Annotated in this window: 16 protein-coding genes; 10 read left to right on the top strand and 6 right to left on the bottom strand. The window is 60.1% G+C overall.

Annotated elements, in window-relative coordinates; translation table 11 throughout:
* Positions 1-7: 7 nt before the first annotated feature.
* Entirely contained in the window at positions 8-436 is a 429-nt protein-coding gene (locus HX868_RS21230; protein WP_177004273.1) for a DUF4160 domain-containing protein, read from the top strand.
* Positions 433-903 carry a DUF2442 domain-containing protein gene (locus HX868_RS21235; RefSeq protein ID WP_016976755.1) on the top strand — a complete coding sequence of 157 codons (471 nt, stop codon included), beginning with the start codon at positions 433-435 and terminating at the stop codon, positions 901-903. Before HX868_RS21230 ends, HX868_RS21235 begins: the two co-directional genes overlap by 4 nt.
* On the opposite strand, the gene trmA is transcribed toward HX868_RS21235, so the two are convergent.
* Positions 886-1,965: a tRNA (uridine(54)-C5)-methyltransferase TrmA gene (gene trmA, locus HX868_RS21240; RefSeq protein ID WP_177004274.1), complete on the bottom strand. Its 1,080-nt coding sequence runs from the start codon at positions 1,963-1,965 to the stop codon at positions 886-888. The genes HX868_RS21235 and trmA overlap by 18 nt on opposite strands.
* On the bottom strand, positions 1,962-3,257 hold the full coding sequence (locus HX868_RS21245) for an NCS2 family permease (RefSeq protein ID WP_016976757.1): 1,296 nt from the start codon (positions 3,255-3,257) through the stop codon (positions 1,962-1,964). Before HX868_RS21245 ends, trmA begins: the two co-directional genes overlap by 4 nt.
* Before the next feature lie 173 nt (positions 3,258-3,430).
* On the opposite strand from HX868_RS21245, the gene HX868_RS21250 reads away from it, so the two are divergent.
* From HX868_RS21250 to HX868_RS21265, 4 genes are all read left to right on the top strand, one after another.
* Positions 3,431-3,877: a DUF4879 domain-containing protein gene (locus HX868_RS21250; protein WP_095013607.1), complete on the top strand. Its 447-nt coding sequence runs from the start codon at positions 3,431-3,433 to the stop codon at positions 3,875-3,877.
* Positions 3,878-3,974: 97 nt separating this feature from the next.
* Positions 3,975-4,481 carry a (2Fe-2S)-binding protein gene (locus HX868_RS21255; protein ID WP_246355569.1) on the top strand — a complete coding sequence of 169 codons (507 nt, stop codon included), beginning with the start codon at positions 3,975-3,977 and terminating at the stop codon, positions 4,479-4,481.
* Positions 4,478-5,467, top strand: a complete 990-nt coding sequence (locus HX868_RS21260) for an FAD binding domain-containing protein (protein WP_177004275.1) — start codon at positions 4,478-4,480, stop codon at positions 5,465-5,467. Before HX868_RS21255 ends, HX868_RS21260 begins: the two co-directional genes overlap by 4 nt.
* Positions 5,464-7,647, top strand: coding sequence for a xanthine dehydrogenase family protein molybdopterin-binding subunit (locus HX868_RS21265; RefSeq protein WP_177004276.1), 2,184 nt, complete (start codon positions 5,464-5,466; stop codon positions 7,645-7,647). The genes HX868_RS21260 and HX868_RS21265 overlap by 4 nt, the downstream gene beginning before the upstream one ends.
* Here the strand turns inward: HX868_RS21265 and HX868_RS21270 are convergent.
* Positions 7,644-8,885, bottom strand: coding sequence for an MFS transporter (locus HX868_RS21270; RefSeq protein WP_177004277.1), 1,242 nt, complete (start codon positions 8,883-8,885; stop codon positions 7,644-7,646). The genes HX868_RS21265 and HX868_RS21270 overlap by 4 nt on opposite strands.
* A 318-nt stretch (positions 8,886-9,203) precedes the next feature.
* Between HX868_RS21270 and HX868_RS21275 the strand changes: the two genes are divergently transcribed.
* From HX868_RS21275 to HX868_RS21285, 3 genes are read left to right on the top strand one after another with little or no spacing between them, the layout of a single operon-like run.
* Complete coding sequence (locus tag HX868_RS21275) at positions 9,204-10,646, top strand: cytochrome ubiquinol oxidase subunit I (protein WP_033897875.1); 1,443 nt, start codon at positions 9,204-9,206, stop codon at positions 10,644-10,646.
* Position 10,647: 1 nt separating this feature from the next.
* Positions 10,648-11,655 (top strand): cytochrome d ubiquinol oxidase subunit II, encoded by a 1,008-nt coding sequence (cydB, locus tag HX868_RS21280; RefSeq protein WP_015885994.1) that lies wholly within the window; start codon positions 10,648-10,650, stop codon positions 11,653-11,655.
* Positions 11,656-11,667: 12 nt separating this feature from the next.
* On the top strand, positions 11,668-11,835 hold the full coding sequence (locus HX868_RS21285; RefSeq protein ID WP_177004278.1) for a DUF2474 domain-containing protein: 168 nt from the start codon (positions 11,668-11,670) through the stop codon (positions 11,833-11,835).
* A 79-nt stretch (positions 11,836-11,914) separates the two neighbouring features.
* On the opposite strand, the gene HX868_RS21290 is transcribed toward HX868_RS21285, so the two are convergent.
* Both HX868_RS21290 and HX868_RS21295 read right to left on the bottom strand, forming a co-directional pair.
* Entirely contained in the window at positions 11,915-13,039 is a 1,125-nt protein-coding gene (locus HX868_RS21290) for a methyltransferase (RefSeq protein WP_177004279.1), read from the bottom strand.
* Between the two features lie 157 nt (positions 13,040-13,196).
* Positions 13,197-13,907, bottom strand: a complete 711-nt coding sequence (locus tag HX868_RS21295) for a helix-turn-helix transcriptional regulator (RefSeq protein ID WP_177004280.1) — start codon at positions 13,905-13,907, stop codon at positions 13,197-13,199.
* 399 nt (positions 13,908-14,306) lie between these two features.
* On the opposite strand from HX868_RS21295, the gene HX868_RS21300 reads away from it, so the two are divergent.
* Positions 14,307-15,083, top strand: a complete 777-nt coding sequence (locus HX868_RS21300; RefSeq protein ID WP_177004281.1) for a ferredoxin--NADP reductase — start codon at positions 14,307-14,309, stop codon at positions 15,081-15,083.
* Positions 15,084-15,128: 45 nt separating this feature from the next.
* On the opposite strand, the gene mscL is transcribed toward HX868_RS21300, so the two are convergent.
* Positions 15,129-15,548 (bottom strand): large-conductance mechanosensitive channel protein MscL, encoded by a 420-nt coding sequence (mscL, locus tag HX868_RS21305; RefSeq protein ID WP_010206685.1) that lies wholly within the window; start codon positions 15,546-15,548, stop codon positions 15,129-15,131.
* Between the last annotated feature and the right edge of the window lie 203 nt (positions 15,549-15,751).

A 15,751-nucleotide genomic window follows, 5' to 3' on the forward strand; every position in this document is an offset into this window, starting at 1 on the left:
GGTTACGATGAGAGTAGGCACTTACAAAGGATATGTGATTTCGGTGTTTATCAGGGATGAGCACTGCCCGCCCCATGTGCATGTGTGGGGGAACGAATGGGATGCGCGTTTTCGTTTCAGCTTTCTGCATGGGGAAGTGGAGTTGTGGGATGTAGAGCCTGAGCGACGGCAACCACCCATGGCGGTTTTGAAAGAAATACGCGGGGCGATCATGCAGCGGCACTACCTGGCGCGGGCACGCAGGATCTGGAGGGAATACCTGCAGACGGTCTGCCTGGAGAATCATTCCTGGGATTGGGAGGCTTGCGAAGTGTTGTCTGGGCTGATCATTCAACCGGGTGTTTATGTGATCGCGCGTGCCCGGCACGATGTCGTGGGGCAGAAAACAATTTTGAACCTGGTCAGGGCGCCGGGTTTTGTGGAGATTGAGCTATGAAGCAAATCGTAAAAGCCAAAGCTGTACCCTATAAACCGCTCACTGAGGCCGACGTCGAAAAGGCGATAGCCCGAGGGCGCAAGACACGGCACCTTTATGCCCGCGCCAGTTCTGTGCGTTATGAAGACAACTGCATTTCCATCGGCTTCAGCGACGGCAGTCGCGTTGTACTGCCGGTGGCTGGCCTGCCCGAGTTCGCGGGGTTTTCCCTAGAGGACTTTGCGCAACTGGAAGTCGGCTTTGGCGGCAAGGCGCTGTGTTGTGAGGCCCAGGATCTGGATGTTTCAGTCACGGGTCTGATCGCCACCAGCAAACCGCTGATGGACCTGGCCACCAGCCTGGTGGCTTCGCGCAACGGCCGCAAAAGCAGCGCCGCCAAAGCCGCCGCCGCCCGCGCCAATGGAAAGAAGGGCGGACGGCCGCGCAAGAAGGAACCGGAAGACGTTGAGTTACCGCCGAGTCAGTAACACCCCGGATTCCATATGGTGCGTCCACGGGAATTGGTCAAACATCGCACACTGGGTGATTTTGTGCGTGTCATGCAGTTGCGCAATGTTCGCCGCCAACGTCTCCGGGTTGCAGGAGATGTACAGAATGTTGTCGAAGCGTCGGGTCAACTCGCAGGTGTCCGGGTCCATGCCGGCGCGCGGTGGGTCGACGAACACGCTGCCGAATTCGTAGCTTTTCAGGTCGATGCCGTGCAGGCGACGGAATGGTCGCACTTCGTTCAGCGCTTCAGTGAGTTCTTCGGCTGACAGGCGCACCAGGGTGACGTTATCCACCGCGTTTTCATCGAGGTTGCTCAGGGCTGCATTCACCGAGGTCTTGCTGATTTCGGTGGCCAGCACTTTGCGCACGCGGGTCGCCAGGGGCAGGGTGAAGTTGCCGTTGCCGCAATACAACTCCAGCAGATCATCCGGGCGATCACCCAGGGCTTCATAAGCCCAGTTGAGCATCTTCTGGTTCACCGTGCCGTTGGGCTGGGTGAAGGCGCCTTCGGGTTGGCGGTAGCTGAAGGTGCGCCCGCCCACATCGAGTTTTTCCACCACGTAGTCATGGCCGATTACATCGCGCTTGCCCTTGGAGCGGCCGATGATGCTGACATTCAAGTCAGCCGCCAGTTTATTAGCGGCGGTGTGCCAATGCTCGTCCAGCGGGCGGTGATAGCACAGGGTGATCATCGCGTCGCCGGCCAGGGTGGTGAGGAACTCCACCTGGAACAGCTTGTGGCTCAGGGCCGCACTGGCTTGCCAGGCTGCCTTGAGTTGCGGCATCAACTGGTTGATGCGCAGGCTGGCGATGGGAAATTCTTCGATCAGGATCGGCGTGCGCTTGTCGTCCTGGGAGAACATCGCGTAGTGGCGCTCACCGCCTTCGCGCCACAGGCGGAACTCCGCGCGCAGGCGGAAGTTCTGCAGCGGCGAGTCGAAGACCTGCGGCTCTGGCGCGTCGAACGGGGCCAGTAGGTCACGCAAACGCGTGACCTTGTCTTGCAGTTGAGCGGTGTAGCTTGCGGCGTCAAAAGTCATGCGTTGAACCAGCCCAGCTTGATCACAAACAGAATCGACAGAATCACCAGTGCCGGGTTCAGCTCACGGTAGCGGCCCGAAAGCAGCTTGATGGCGGTCCAGGCGATGAAACCGAAGGCAATGCCGTTGGCAATGGAGTAGGTAAAAGGCATTGCCAGAGCGGTAACCACCACCGGCGCTGCCACAGTGATGTCGTCCCAGTCGATTTCGGCCAGGCCCTGGGTCATCAGCACCGCCACGAACAGCAGTGCCGGCGCAGTGGCGAAGGCCGGTACGCTGGCGGCCAGCGGCGAGAAGAACAGTGCCAGCAGGAACAGAATCGCGACCACGATGGCGGTCAAACCGGTACGGCCACCGGCGCTCACGCCCGCAGCCGATTCGATGTAGCTGGTGGTGGTCGAGGTACCCAGCAGCGAGCCGGCCATGGCGGCCGTACTGTCGGCAATCAACGCACGGCCCATTTTCGGCATATGGCCGTCCTTGCCCATCAGGCCGGCGCGCTTGGCCACGCCGATCAGGGTGCCGGAGTTGTCGAACAGGTCAACGAACAGGAAGGCGAAGATCACGCTGACCAAGCCGATATCCAGCGCGCCTTTGATATCCAGCTGCAGGAAGGTCGGGGCCAGGGATGGCGGCATCGAAACAACGCCGCCGAACGCGGTGACGCCCAGCAGGATTGAAACGATGGTGACCGCCAGGATGCCGATCAGCACCGCACCGCGTACCGCCAAGGCTTCCAGGGCGACGATCAGGATAAAGCCAAACGTAGCCAGGATCGGCGCGGGTTTTTTCAGGTCGCCCAGGCCCACCAGGGTGTTGGGGTTGCCGACCACGATCCCGGCGTTATGCAGGGCGATCAGCGCCAGGAACAGGCCGATACCGGCGGCAATCGCCGAGCGCAGCGGCAGTGGGATGGCGTTGATGATCCATTCACGAATACGGAAGATCGACAGCAGGAAGAACAACACCGCCGAGATAAACACCGCACCCAGCGCCACCTGCCAGGTATGGCCCATGTGCAGGACCACGGTGTAGGTAAAGAAGGCGTTGAGGCCCATGCCGGGCGCGAGGGCGATCGGGTAGTTGGCGATCAGGCCCATCACGGTCGAACCGATGGCGGCCGCCAGGCAGGTCGCGACAAACACCGCGCCCTTGTCCATGCCGGTCTCGCCGAGGATGCTCGGGTTCACGAACAGGATGTAGGCCATGGCCAGGAATGTCGTGATGCCCGCGAGGATCTCGGTGCGCACGTTGGTGTTGTGTGCCTTGAGTTGAAACAGCTTTTCCAGCATGCCTGCTCCCAGTGACGCTCTGTGGCGTCGTGATTTGTTGACCTCTAAGTCAAAGCACAAACTGCGCCAAGCGCCTGTGGTTTCAGAGAGGATCGGAAAAAGCGGCGCATCATACCAGCAGCCGAGGCCTTGAGGCATACTGCGCCGACGTTTAAACCAAGGTCATTTGCAGCATGAAAAACGCCAGCCCGTGGAGTCTAGCCCTGATCCCCTGTATCAGCCTGTTGCTCGGAGCAGCACCGGCCTGGGGCGCGACTGCACCGCCGTTGAGCGAAGTGCGTGTGTTCCAGGTCGAGTCGGCGGCGTGTAAGGAAAGCATCCCCGAGCGCGCGCAGAGTACGCAGATGTGTACGCACCGTGGGCCTACCAAGGTTTCCGTCATGGAGGTGGGCCTCGGTAACAACCCCATGGGCCGCTTCGATGGCGCTGAATTGAATGGGCAGCGCACGGCGGTTTGCCAGGTCGGCAACATCAGCGAGGTGTGCGACGGCGCGGGCACACTGATGGGCTACATCTATGTGTTTGATCTGAATGTCGAGGCCCAAGGCTGGTTCCAGTACAGCAACTCCTCGATCAATCCCCCGCAAAACACCCTGACCACGCAGCTCAATATCCGCTGATCAATCCGCTTGAACGCTCAATACCTCGGGCAGTCGTACCCCTTGAGACGGCGACTTCCCTGAACGCCGCGGACGTACACCAACCCGTGAGGTGTTTATGAGCGCGACCCCCAATGGCGCGGCGGCCCAGCCGTTCGTCAGCCACTCGATATGCCTGCGCCTCAACGGCAAGGACCGCCAACTGGATGTGTTGCCCTGGACCACGCTGCTTGATCTGTTGCGTGAACAACTCGACCTGGTCGGCAGTAAAAAAGGCTGCGACCACGGCCAGTGCGGTGCCTGCACGGTGTTGCGCGACGGCAAACGGATCAATGCCTGCCTGACCCTGGCGGTGATGTGTGACGGTGCCGAACTCACCACCATCGAAGGCCTGGCCGACGGCGAACAACTGCACCCGATGCAGCAAGCCTTCATCAAACACGATGCCTTCCAGTGCGGTTATTGCACCCCCGGTCAGATCTGTTCGGCCATCGGCCTGGTCAATGAAGGTCGCGCCCACGACACCGCGCAGATCCAGGAACTGATGAGTGGCAACCTGTGCCGCTGTGGGGCCTACAGCAATATCCGCGATGCCATCGAGGACGTTGTGGGAGGTGAGCAATGAATCCTTTCCAATACAGCAAGCCGGTCGATGTCCAAGAGGCCGTGCACCTGAGCAGCGCTGCGTCGCGCTTTATCGCCGGTGGCACGAACCTGCTGGACCTGATGAAAGAAAACATCAGCCGCCCCGAGCATCTCATCGATATCACGGGGCTGCCATTGAATGAGGTGCAGGAAACCGCCGACGGCGGGGTGCTGATCGGTGCCCTGGTGAGCAACGCCGACCTGGCCTGGCACCCGCTGATCGAACAGCGTTACCCACTGCTATCCCAGGCCATCCTCGCTGGCGCCTCGCCGCAACTGCGCAATATGGCCAGTACCGGCGGCAACTTGTTGCAGCGCACCCGTTGCTACTACTTTTATGACGCCACGGTGCCTTGCAACAAACGCGAGCCCGGCAGCGGCTGCCCGGCACGCACGGGGTTGAATCGCATTCATGCCATCCTTGGCGCCAGTGAACAGTGCGTCGCGACGCATCCTTCCGACATGTGCGTGGCGTTGGCGGCGCTGGACGCGCGAGTGCATGTGGAAGGTCGTGCAGGTGCTCGTGTTATCGAGTTTGCCGACTTCCATCGCCTGCCCGGCGATGCGCCGCAGCGTGACAACCAGTTGGCTGATGATGAGCTGATCACTGCCATCGAACTGCCTGCAGACAATCTGGCAAACCACAGCAACTACCTGAAAATCCGCGACCGCGCCTCCTATGCGTTCGCCCTGGTGTCCGTTGCTGCAGCTTTGGAGCTGGACGGCGACCGTATCGTCGACGCACGTCTGGCCCTGGGTGGCGTAGCCCATAAACCCTGGCGTGATCGCGCGGTGGAAGCCGCGCTCATTGGCCAGCTCGTCAGCCGCGAAACCTTCAGCCACGCCGCCGACGCGCTGCTGCAAGACGCAGAACCCCTGGAACACAACGGCTTCAAGATCAAGCTGGCACGCCGGGGAATTATTCGTGCCCTGAGTGATGCGGCTGTCGCAGGAGAACGCCCATGACCGCTATTGGAAAACCCTTGGACCGGGTTGACGGTCTGCTCAAGGTCACAGGTAAAGCGCGTTATGCCGGTGAGTTTCCCGAGGAGGGCCTGCTGCATGGCAGCGTGGTGTCCAGTACCGTCGCCAAAGGCCGTGTATTGCGCATCGATGCTTCCAGGGCGCTGGCCCTGCCGGGCGTGGTGGAGGTGATCCATCACCTCAATCGCCCCAAAATTGCCGGCTACGACGACGCTTTCCAGGATGCCGACGCCGCCGACGGCTCGCCGTTTCGTCCGCTCTACAACGACCGCGTGCTGTACAGCGGCCAGCCCCTGGCCCTGGTGATCGCCGACAACCTTGAGCTGGCGCGGCATGCTGGCTCCCTGGTGCATATCGAGTACGAGACCGAAGCCTTCGAAACCGACTTGTTGGCTGTGCAGGAACAGGCTCACGCCTCGCCGCAAACCCCGCCCAAGCCACGCGGCAACTTTCAGGCCGAATGGACCGGCGCCGCCATCAGCCTGGACGTGCATTACACCACGCCCATCGAACACCACAACCCGATGGAGCCCCACGCCAGCACGGTGCTGTATCAGCCGGACGGCACCCTGCATATCCATGACAAGACCCAGGGCCCGCAGAACTGCCAGGCCTATGTGCAAAAAGTCTTCGGCCTGGATAAAAGCCAGGTGCGTATCTTTGCCGCGTTCGTCGGCGGCGCGTTTGGTTCCGGCCTGCGTCCGCAGTACCAATTGCCGCTGGCCGTGATGGCCTCGTTGGCGCTCAAGCGTTCAGTGCGGGTCACGCTGACGCGCCAGCAGATGTTCACGTTCGGCTATCGCCCGCGCACTCTGCAGCGCCTGCAACTCGGCGCCGCCGCTGATGGGCGCCTGCTGGCGTTGGGGCACACTGCCATTGGCCAGACTTCGCGTTTCGAAGACTTCAGCGAACACGTCGTCGAATGGAGCGGCATGCTCTACCACTGTGACAACGTGCAGCTTACTTATAAGTTGGTGCCCCTGGACGTGTTCACGCCTTTGGACATGCGCGCGCCGGGCGCAGCCCTCGGCGTGATTGGCCTGGAGTGTGCCATGGACGAACTGGCCTGCGCACTGGGGATGGACCCGGTGCAACTGCGGCTGATCAACTACGCCGAACGCAACCAGAACGAAGACAAGCCCTGGTCCAGCAAAGCCCTGCGCGAGTGTTACCGCGAAGGCGCCGAGCGTTTTGGCTGGAGCCAGCGCAACCCGGAACCGCGCAGCATGCGCGACGGCCGCCAGTTGATCGGCTGGGGCATGGCCGGCGGCGTGTGGGAGGCTATGCAGATGAAAGCCAGCGCCAGGGCAAGGCTCGACGCTAACGGCAAACTGACGGTCAGCAGCGCCACCACCGATATCGGCACCGGTACCTACACGGTGATGACCCAGATCGCGGCGCAGGCCAGCGGTGTGGCGGTTGAAGATGTGGCGTTTCTGCTGGGCGATTCATCATTGCCCACCGCGCCGTTGCAGGGCGGTTCATTCACGGTGTCCTCCGTCGGCACTGCCGTGCAGCAAGCCTGCGAGGCCTTGAATGCCAAGCTGCTGAACATCGCACGGCAGACTTACCCGGTATTCAAGGACGCCGAAGCCGTGCGCTTCGAAGACGGTCTACTGCATACCGGCGACGTGAGTGTGTCGCTGGCGCAGTTGGTCAAGGACAGCGGCGAAGATGCGCTGCAAGTGCAGGTCGACAGCGAACCCGACAAAAAACGCGAGGGCTACAGCACCGCCACTCACTCAGCCGTCTTCGTCGAGGTGCAGGTGGACGAAGACCTGGGCACCATCAAGGTCCGCCGGGTGGTCAGCGCGATTGCTGCTGGGCGTGTGGTCAACCCGAAAATGGCCCGCAGCCAGATCCTCGGCGGGGTCGTATGGGGCATCGGCATGGCATTGCATGAAGAAACCCAGATCGACCATCAGCTGGGGCGCTACATGAACCACAGCCTGGCGGAGTACCACATTCCGGTTAACGCCGATATTGGCGACATTGACGTGGTGTTTGTCGAAGAGCACGACGAGATCGTCAACGCCCTGGGGTCCAAGGGCGTCGGTGAGATTGGTATCGTTGGGGTCGCAGCGGCGGTGGCCAATGCGATTTATCACGCCACCGGCAAGCGGGTGCGGGAATTTCCCATCACCCTCGACAAGGTGCTCTAGACCTTCGCGGGTTCTTCCACGGGCACATGCATGCGGTCTCGGTTGGCCAGGGTCGGAAACAACTTGATCCAGACCCCGGTCACCACCAGCGTACCGATCCCGCCCATGACCACGGCGGGCACGGTGCCGAACCAGTGGGCGGTAATCCCGGATTCGAACTCGCCCAACTGGTTGGACGCGCCGATAAACAGGCCGTTGACCGCACTGACCCGCCCGCGCATTTCATCCGGCGTCTCCAACTGCACGAACGAGGCGCGGATCACCATGCTGATCATGTCCGCCGCGCCCAGCACCACCAGCACCGCCAGGGAGAACCAGAACGAGGTGGACAGGCCAAAGGCGATGGTCGCCACGCCGAACACGCCGACGGCCGTGAACATCACGCGGCCCACATGACGGTCCACCGAGAACCGCGCCAGCCACAGCGACATCAACAATGCGCCCACCGCCGGCGCCGAACGCAGCAGGCCCAGGCCCCAGGCGCCCGTCAGCAGGATGTCTTTGGCAAACACCGGCAGCAACGCGGTGGCGCCACCCAGCAGCACGGCGAACAGATCAAGGGAGATGGCACCGAGGATATCCGGGCGGCTGCGGATGAAGCGGATGCCAGCGAGCAGGGAGTCCAGGGTGGCCTTGCCTTTGTTGAGTGGCGTCTGGCGAGCGGGCAAATTCAGGGTCAGCACACAGGCGATAAGGTACAGCACCACGGTTGGGCCATAGACCCAGACGCTGCCAAACGCATAGAGCAAACCGCCGAGGGCCGGGGCGACGATGGTTGCCAGTTGCTGGGCCGACTGCGACGAGGCCACGGCTCGCGGGAATAAAATGCTGGGCACGATGCTGGGCAGCATCGCCTGGGTGGTGGGCATTTCAAACGAACGCGCGGCACCGAGCAGGAAGGCGAGGATGAAGATCATCTCGCGGGTCACATTGCCGGTCAGCCCGCCGATGGCCAGGCTCAGGGCAATCAGCGCCTGCACAGTCTGGCAGATGGCGGCGACCTTGCGCCGCTCATAACGATCGGCCACATGCCCGGTGTGCAGCATGAACAATACGCGGGGCACGAATTCCACCAGGCCGACCAAGCCCAGGTCCAACACATTGCCGGTCAGTTGGTAGAGGTTCCAGCCGATGGCCACGGTGAGCATCTGGAAGCCGCTGGCGGTGAAGATGCGCGCCAACCAGAACGCGATGAAAGGGCGGTGGTGACGCAACAGCAATGCGGGTTCACTAGGCATCGGGAGTTCAGGTCAGGGCCGGAGGGAGCGCCGAGATTATCATCAAGTTGTAACAGATAGTTGCAAGAACTGATCTGAGGCAGTCTGTCACGCGGCAAAAGACCACACAGTTCAATCCCGAAAATGGGACTACTCTTTCAGCAATGCTTGATCCAGATCAATGTCCGCCCGGGCATCGACCTGGCGGCCTCAGGGCCAGATTCCCTACGCGGTGGGTTAAAAAAAGAAACGAATTGAAATTCGCCAGACTCCATATCCGTGGGGGCAGTGGGTGCAGGCTCCCGCCAGCAGCCGGTATTACCTGACAGAGGAAGACTTATGTTCGGTTTGGAGGCGCTAGATCTCGCCCGAATTCAATTCGCGTTCACCATCTCTTTCCACATCCTGTTCCCGGCGATCACCATCGGCCTGGCCAGTTACCTCGCGGTGCTGGAAGGCTTGTGGCTCAAGACGCACAACGACACCTACCGTGACCTCTACCATTTCTGGTCGAAGATCTTTGCCGTCAACTTCGGCATGGGCGTGGTCTCCGGGTTGGTCATGGCCTACCAGTTCGGCACCAACTGGAGCCGTTTCTCAGACTTCGCTGGCGCCGTCACTGGGCCGCTTCTTACGTACGAAGTGCTCACGGCCTTCTTCCTCGAGGCCGGTTTCCTGGGTGTAATGCTGTTTGGCTGGAACAAGGTGGGGCGCAACCTGCACTTCTTCTCCACCGTGATGGTGGCTGTCGGCACCTTGATTTCCACGTTCTGGATCCTCTCGTCCAACAGCTGGATGCAAACGCCCCAGGGCTTTGAAATCATCGATGGCCGCGTGATCCCGACCGATTGGTTCGCCGTGGTCTTCAACCCCTCGTTCCCTTATCGCCTGGCGCACATGGCCACGGCGGCGTTCGTAGCGACTGCGTTCTTCGTCGGCTCCTCGGCGGCCTGGCACTTGCTGCGTGGCAAGGACAACCCGGCGATCCGCAAAATGCTCTCGATGGCCATGTGGATGGCCCTGATCGTCGCGCCTATCCAGGCGGTGATCGGTGACTTCCACGGCCTGAATACCTTGAAGCACCAGCCGGCGAAAATCGCCGCGATTGAGGGGCACTGGGAAAACATCGGCAACGAACCGACGCCGTTGATCCTGTTCGGCTGGCCGGACATGAAGGAGGAAAGGACCAAATACGCCGTCGAGATCCCGTACTTGGGCAGCCTGATCCTCACCCACTCCCTGGACAAACAGGTGCCGGCGCTCAAGGAATTCCCGCCGGAAGACCGCCCTAACTCGACCATCGTGTTCTGGTCGTTCCGGGTCATGGTCGGCCTGGGCTTCCTGATGATTTTCACCGGCCTGTTCAGCCTCTGGCTGCGCCGGGGCGACAAGATGTACACGTCCAAACCGTTCCTCTACCTGGCGTTGTGGATGGGGCCGTCCGGGTTGATCGCGATTCTTGCCGGCTGGTTCACCACCGAGATCGGCCGTCAGCCGTGGGTGGTGTATGGCTTGATGCGCACGGCGGATGCGTCCTCCGGGCATAGCCTGGCGCAGATGACCATCACCCTGGTGTTGTTCGTGGTGGTGTACTTCGCGCTGTTCGGCGCAGGCCTGGGCTACATGATGCGCCTGGTGCGCAAAGGCCCTGTGACCCACGAAGGCACCGAGCCAACCCACGGTGGCCCTGGCCAGAAACGCACACCGGCCCGTCCGTTGTCGGCTGCCGATGATGATGGCAACGATGACGACCACACCCACATCCAGCACAAGGGGCATTGAGATGGGTATTGATCTTCCGCTGATCTGGGCCGTGATCATCATCTTCGGCATCATGATGTACGTGGTCATGGACGGCTTCGACCTGGGTATCGGCATCCTGTTTCCGTTTATCCCCGGCAAGACCGACCGTGATGTGATGATGAACACCGTGGCACCGGTCTGGGACGGCAACGAAACCTGGCTGGTACTGGGCGGCGCGGCGTTGTTCGGTGCGTTCCCGCTGGCCTATTCGGTGGTGTTGTCGGCGCTGTACCTGCCGCTGATCCTGATGCTGATCGGGCTGATCTTCCGCGGCGTGGCGTTTGAGTTCCGCTTCAAGGCCAAGGATCACAAGCGCCACCTGTGGGACAAGGCGTTTATCGGCGGCTCGTTGGCGGCGACGTTCTTCCAGGGCGTGGCACTGGGGGCGTTTATCGACGGTATTCCGGTGGTGAACCGCCAGTTTGCCGGTGGTTCACTGGACTGGGCCACGCCGTTCACGATGTTCTGCGGTGTGGCGCTGATCGTCGCCTACGCCTTGCTCGGCTGCACCTGGCTGATCATGAAAACCGAAGGCCCGTTGCAGGAAAAGATGCACAACCTGGCACGGCCACTGGCCTTCGTGGTGTTGGCGGTGATCGGCATCGTGAGCATCTGGACGCCGTTGACCCACCCGGAAATCGCCTCGCGCTGGTTCACCCTGCCGAACCTGTTCTGGTTCCTGCCGGTGCCGATTCTGGTGTTGGTGACCATGTACGGGCTGATCCGTGCGGTGGCACGTAATGCGCACTACACGCCGTTCCTGCTGACGCTGGTGCTGATTTTCCTGGGCTACAGCGGCTTGGGCATCAGCCTGTGGCCGAACATCATCCCGCCGTCCGTCTCGATCTGGGACGCCGCCGCGCCGCCGCAGAGCCAGGGCTTCATGCTGGTGGGCACCTTGTTCATCATCCCGTTCATCCTGGGCTACACCTTCTGGAGCTACTACGTGTTCCGCGGCAAGGTCACCCACGAAGACGGTTATCACTAGGAGGGTCGTTCCATGTCCGGCAAACCTTCGTTGCGCGAGATCGAACAGGCCGAGAAACAACCGTTGTGGCGGCGCCTGGGGTGGCTGGCGATGATCTGGACCGGCAGCGTGCTGGCCCTGTTTGTCGTGGCCAGCCTGATGCGCATGTTCATGAATGCGGCGGGCCTGACCACTCACTGACATCCCGATCCGGGCTTTACGGCCCGGCTTTCCAACCCTGTTTTTCGCGAGAGAAACAGGGTTTTTTTATTTACGGGCTTTATTTACGGGCTTTGAGGATCACGAATTTTGGCGTGGTCGCGACTTGCTCGACACCCCGGAACAAACGCGCCAGTTTGGTGTGATATCCCAGGTGGCGATTGCCGACTATATAGAGAGCGCCGCCGACCACCAGCGCTTCCCGTGCCTGCTGGAACATGCGCCAGGCGAGGAAGTCACCGACCACCTGTTGTTGATGGAAGGGTGGGTTGCATAGAACGACGTCGAGTGAACCGGGCTCCTGGCCGGCCAGGCCGTCGGCGGCGCGTATGGCTACGTCGCGATCACCGAAGGCGGCTTGCCAGTTTTCGGCTGCCGATTGCACGGCCATATAGGACTCGTCTACCAAGGTGTACTGCGCTTCGGGGTTTTGCAGGGCGCTGGCAATCGCCAATACACCGTTGCCGCAACCCAAGTCCGCCACACGGGCGTTGCCCAGGTTTTTCGGCAGGTGGGGCAGGAACGCGCGGGTGCCGATGTCCAGGCTTTCGCGGCAGAACACGTTGGCGTGGTTCAGCAGTTCTATAGACGGCGTGTCCAAGGTGTAGCGGGTGGGGTAGGGCGAGACTGCAGTTGGACGGTCTTGCACAGTGGCAATCAGCAGTCGCGCCTTTTTCACCGCAAGCGATGCCTGCATCGGCCCGATGTAACGCTCCAGCAACTCGCCCGCTGCCCGTGGCAGGTGCTTGATCATTGCCCCGGCGATAACTTGAGCGCCCGGCGCGAGTTGGCCCTGCAGGCGGATCAGTTGCTCTTCCAGCAGCGCCAGGGTTTTCGGTACGCGGATCAGCACACAGTCAAAAGGCCCAGCCGGAACCTGGCTGGCGGGGATGAATGCCACTGCATCAAACGCCTTGCCGTTACGTACCAGGTTCTTCTCCAGGCCCTGGGCAGCCAGGAACGAATCGCCGCTGGACGTGACCTGAACCAGCCCCTGGAGGCTGGCGGCCAGCGCGCCGAAGCTGTCATTGAGCACCAGCACGCGCGTCGCAGCAGTCGGTTGCTGCTCGGCCAGATAGTTGAGCAGGTACTCGTCGGCGGCATCGAAGGCTTGTAGCGGATCGTTATGTTGCTCTGGCTGACGGATCAGGTCGAGTTGGGCGAAGGGGCTTTCGAGCAGGGGCATGGCGGGGGAGGCTCTGGGTCGTCGATGGGAGTTCGGCAATCGCTGCAGAACCCTCTGAGTGAACTACGATGCGGGCCGGGGGGCAGCATCAACACTCAGAATTGACTGTAAATGTTACTTTTTTTCCAGAGGGATTACATGCGGTGTTTCCAGGCGATTAAAAACAGCCCATTTGGGATGCCCTGAGCACTGCGGCGATCTTGTTATTGACCCCCAGTTTCTTGAGTGCACTGGCGATGTGAAACCCTATCGTACGCTCTGACAGGCACAGGATTGTGGCGATTTCTGCGGCGGTCTTGCCCAAGCCTGACCATTTGAGGATTTCGGTTTCCCGCGGGGTCAGTTTGCAGGGAGGTTTGAAACTGGGTTCGTCGGCAAATTTCTGTGCCACTACCGCATGCAGGGCATGACACAGCCACAGCACCTGGCCGGCTTTTTCATACAACTCTTCCGGGCTGACTTCACCTTTACTACGGCCCAGGGTCAGCATGCTGAAGACACCCTGGAAATCATGTACTGCTTGAGTCCAGCCCAGGTGCACGCCATGGGATTGGGCCAGTTGCCATAAACTGGGCGCGGCACCAAATGCCTTTTCTTCCCAGAGGATGGGCAGTACGCAACGTTTGCAGTGGGCTACAACGGGGTCTACATCGAAAAAGTGTGCTTGGTTGTAGATATCATTCCATGCATTCGGATAGTTGTTTATGCGGATTGGTTTCTTTTGGTTATTAGGTAGTTGAGAGCTCATCGTAAAGGAACAAAATTGGAAGCCAAGTTCTAACGTGCGATTGAGGACCATTTCAAAAACAATGGTTATCTGGTTCTCGCCTTCCAGTTTCGGGAGCCTTGTATTGCGCCAGCTGATCATTTGTCACTCTCCATGAGATGTTACTGGCCGCGGGTACGTCCTTCCCCCGCAGCTGCACGAGACTGAGTGTAGGATATGGCCTACATAAACAAGTGAAAAAAAAGTAAAAAGTCTTTTGTTGTGAAGGCGTCGAACCTTGTACAAAGAGTAAAGATTTGTGCAGTTCGCGCTCATGTTTGTTTTTTTTAATACGAATTAGAGAGTTGTCAGTGCTGTCAGATTGATGGCTATTAAAAACACTACGTCATCTGATAGGTCATTTAGTGTTTGCTAATAGCCAAATGGTTAGTCTTGGTCCGTAGGCCAACGCCTTGACAAGCGCGAATGCCAGTACAAATCAGCGGTGTTTGCGCTCGTCACTTTGAGGGACACTAGGACACCTGTAGAACGGAGCCCCTCATGACGGCCAGTGCTGAGAAATTTACCCGCCAGACCTTGCTCGACGTGCAATCGCTGACCCCCAGCCTGTTTACCCTGCGCACTACCCGCGATGCGGGCTTTCGTTTCACGGCGGGGCAGTTTGTGCGCCTGGGTGTGACCAAGGCGGATGGCAGCACCGTATGGCGCGCCTATTCGCTGGTGTCCTCACCGTTTGACGAGCATCTGGATTTCTTCTCGATCGTCGTCCCCGGCGGTGAGTTCACCAGCGAACTGAGCCGCATGAGAGTAGGCGATACCTTGATGGTGGAGCGCCAGGCCACGGGCTTCCTGACCTTGAACCGTTTCGTGGATGGTCGCGACTTGTGGATGCTGGGGACTGGCACCGGGGTGGCGCCGTTTTTGTCGATCCTGCAGGACTTCGAGGTCTGGGAGAAATTCGAGCGCATCATCCTGGTGTACAGCGCACGGGAAGCCAAGGAGCTCGCGTATCAGACGCTGATCAAGGAGCTGGGTGAGCGTGAATACCTCGCCGAGTACGCACACAAACTCACCTACGTTCCCACCGTCACTCGTGAGCAGCATCCTGGCGCGTTGAATGGGCGCATCACCACACTGATCGAAAATGGCGAGCTTGAGCGTGCAGCCGGCGTCGAGTTGACCCCGGAGCATTCGCGCGTGCTGATCTGCGGCAACCCGCAGATGGTCGATGACACACGCCAATTGCTCAAGCAGCGTGACATGAACCTGAGCTTGAGCCGCCGCCCCGGTCAAGTGGCGGTGGAAAACTACTGGTAATAAAAAAGGCGCCTCTAGCAGGCGCCTTTTTTCTCAAACCGGTCTTTACAGACGCGGCTTGTCGTTCTGTGCCTTGAGCAGATCGCGGATCTCACCCAGCAACACTTCTTCCTTGGTCGGCGTCGGCGGCAGGCTTGGCGCCACGGCCTCTTCACGCTTCAGGCGGTTGATCGCCTTCACACCCATGAAGATCGCAAACGCGACAATCACAAAGTCGATGACGCTCTGGATGAACTTGCCGTAGGCCAGCACCACCGCAGGCACATCGCCCTGTGCCGCCTTGAGCGTTATCGCCAGGTCACCGAAGTCCACGCCACCGATCAACAGCCCGATAGGTGGCATCACCACGTCGCCTACAAACGAGGAAACAATTTTGCCGAAGGCGGCGCCGATGATGATACCGACGGCCATATCGACCACATTACCTTTGACCGCGAAGGCCTTGAACTCACTGATCACGCCCATAGGTTATTCCTTGTTACAGATGAGAAGGGTGGGACTCAGTGTAAGTCAGTCGTAGCAGGCTTGCCCGACACAACCGTTAACACTGTTAGCTTTTATCGACACATTAAAACGCAAATAGTTTGCAAAGTGCCACCAATCGCGCGCGAAATACGCCTGATATCAGTGACTTAACAGATTATTTTGTTAATCGGGTTGTTGTGAGT

The sequence above is a fragment of the Pseudomonas reactans genome (assembly GCF_013385825.1).
Taxonomy (GTDB): domain Bacteria; phylum Pseudomonadota; class Gammaproteobacteria; order Pseudomonadales; family Pseudomonadaceae; genus Aquipseudomonas; species Aquipseudomonas reactans.

Excerpts from the sequence above, each read along its gene's own strand:
- HX868_RS21235 (WP_016976755.1), top strand. The coding sequence starts at position 433 with ATGAAGCAAATCGTAAAAGCCAAAGCTGTACCCTATAAACCGCTCACT.
- HX868_RS21300 (WP_177004281.1), top strand. The coding sequence starts at position 14,307 with ATGACGGCCAGTGCTGAGAAATTTACCCGCCAGACCTTGCTCGACGTG.
- HX868_RS21245 (WP_016976757.1), bottom strand. The coding sequence starts at position 3,257 with ATGCTGGAAAAGCTGTTTCAACTCAAGGCACACAACACCAACGTGCGC.
- HX868_RS21295 (WP_177004280.1), bottom strand. The coding sequence starts at position 13,907 with ATGATCAGCTGGCGCAATACAAGGCTCCCGAAACTGGAAGGCGAGAAC.
- HX868_RS21265 (WP_177004276.1), top strand. The coding sequence starts at position 5,464 with ATGACCGCTATTGGAAAACCCTTGGACCGGGTTGACGGTCTGCTCAAG.
- HX868_RS21270 (WP_177004277.1), bottom strand. The coding sequence starts at position 8,885 with ATGCCTAGTGAACCCGCATTGCTGTTGCGTCACCACCGCCCTTTCATC.
- trmA (WP_177004274.1), bottom strand. The coding sequence starts at position 1,965 with ATGACTTTTGACGCCGCAAGCTACACCGCTCAACTGCAAGACAAGGTC.
- HX868_RS21230 (WP_177004273.1), top strand. The coding sequence starts at position 8 with ATGAGAGTAGGCACTTACAAAGGATATGTGATTTCGGTGTTTATCAGG.
- HX868_RS21255 (WP_246355569.1), top strand. The coding sequence starts at position 3,975 with ATGAGCGCGACCCCCAATGGCGCGGCGGCCCAGCCGTTCGTCAGCCAC.
- HX868_RS21260 (WP_177004275.1), top strand. The coding sequence starts at position 4,478 with ATGAATCCTTTCCAATACAGCAAGCCGGTCGATGTCCAAGAGGCCGTG.
- mscL (WP_010206685.1), bottom strand. The coding sequence starts at position 15,548 with ATGGGCGTGATCAGTGAGTTCAAGGCCTTCGCGGTCAAAGGTAATGTG.
- HX868_RS21290 (WP_177004279.1), bottom strand. The coding sequence starts at position 13,039 with ATGCCCCTGCTCGAAAGCCCCTTCGCCCAACTCGACCTGATCCGTCAG.
- cydB (WP_015885994.1), top strand. The coding sequence starts at position 10,648 with ATGGGTATTGATCTTCCGCTGATCTGGGCCGTGATCATCATCTTCGGC.
- HX868_RS21275 (WP_033897875.1), top strand. The coding sequence starts at position 9,204 with ATGTTCGGTTTGGAGGCGCTAGATCTCGCCCGAATTCAATTCGCGTTC.
- HX868_RS21285 (WP_177004278.1), top strand. The coding sequence starts at position 11,668 with ATGTCCGGCAAACCTTCGTTGCGCGAGATCGAACAGGCCGAGAAACAA.
- HX868_RS21250 (WP_095013607.1), top strand. The coding sequence starts at position 3,431 with ATGAAAAACGCCAGCCCGTGGAGTCTAGCCCTGATCCCCTGTATCAGC.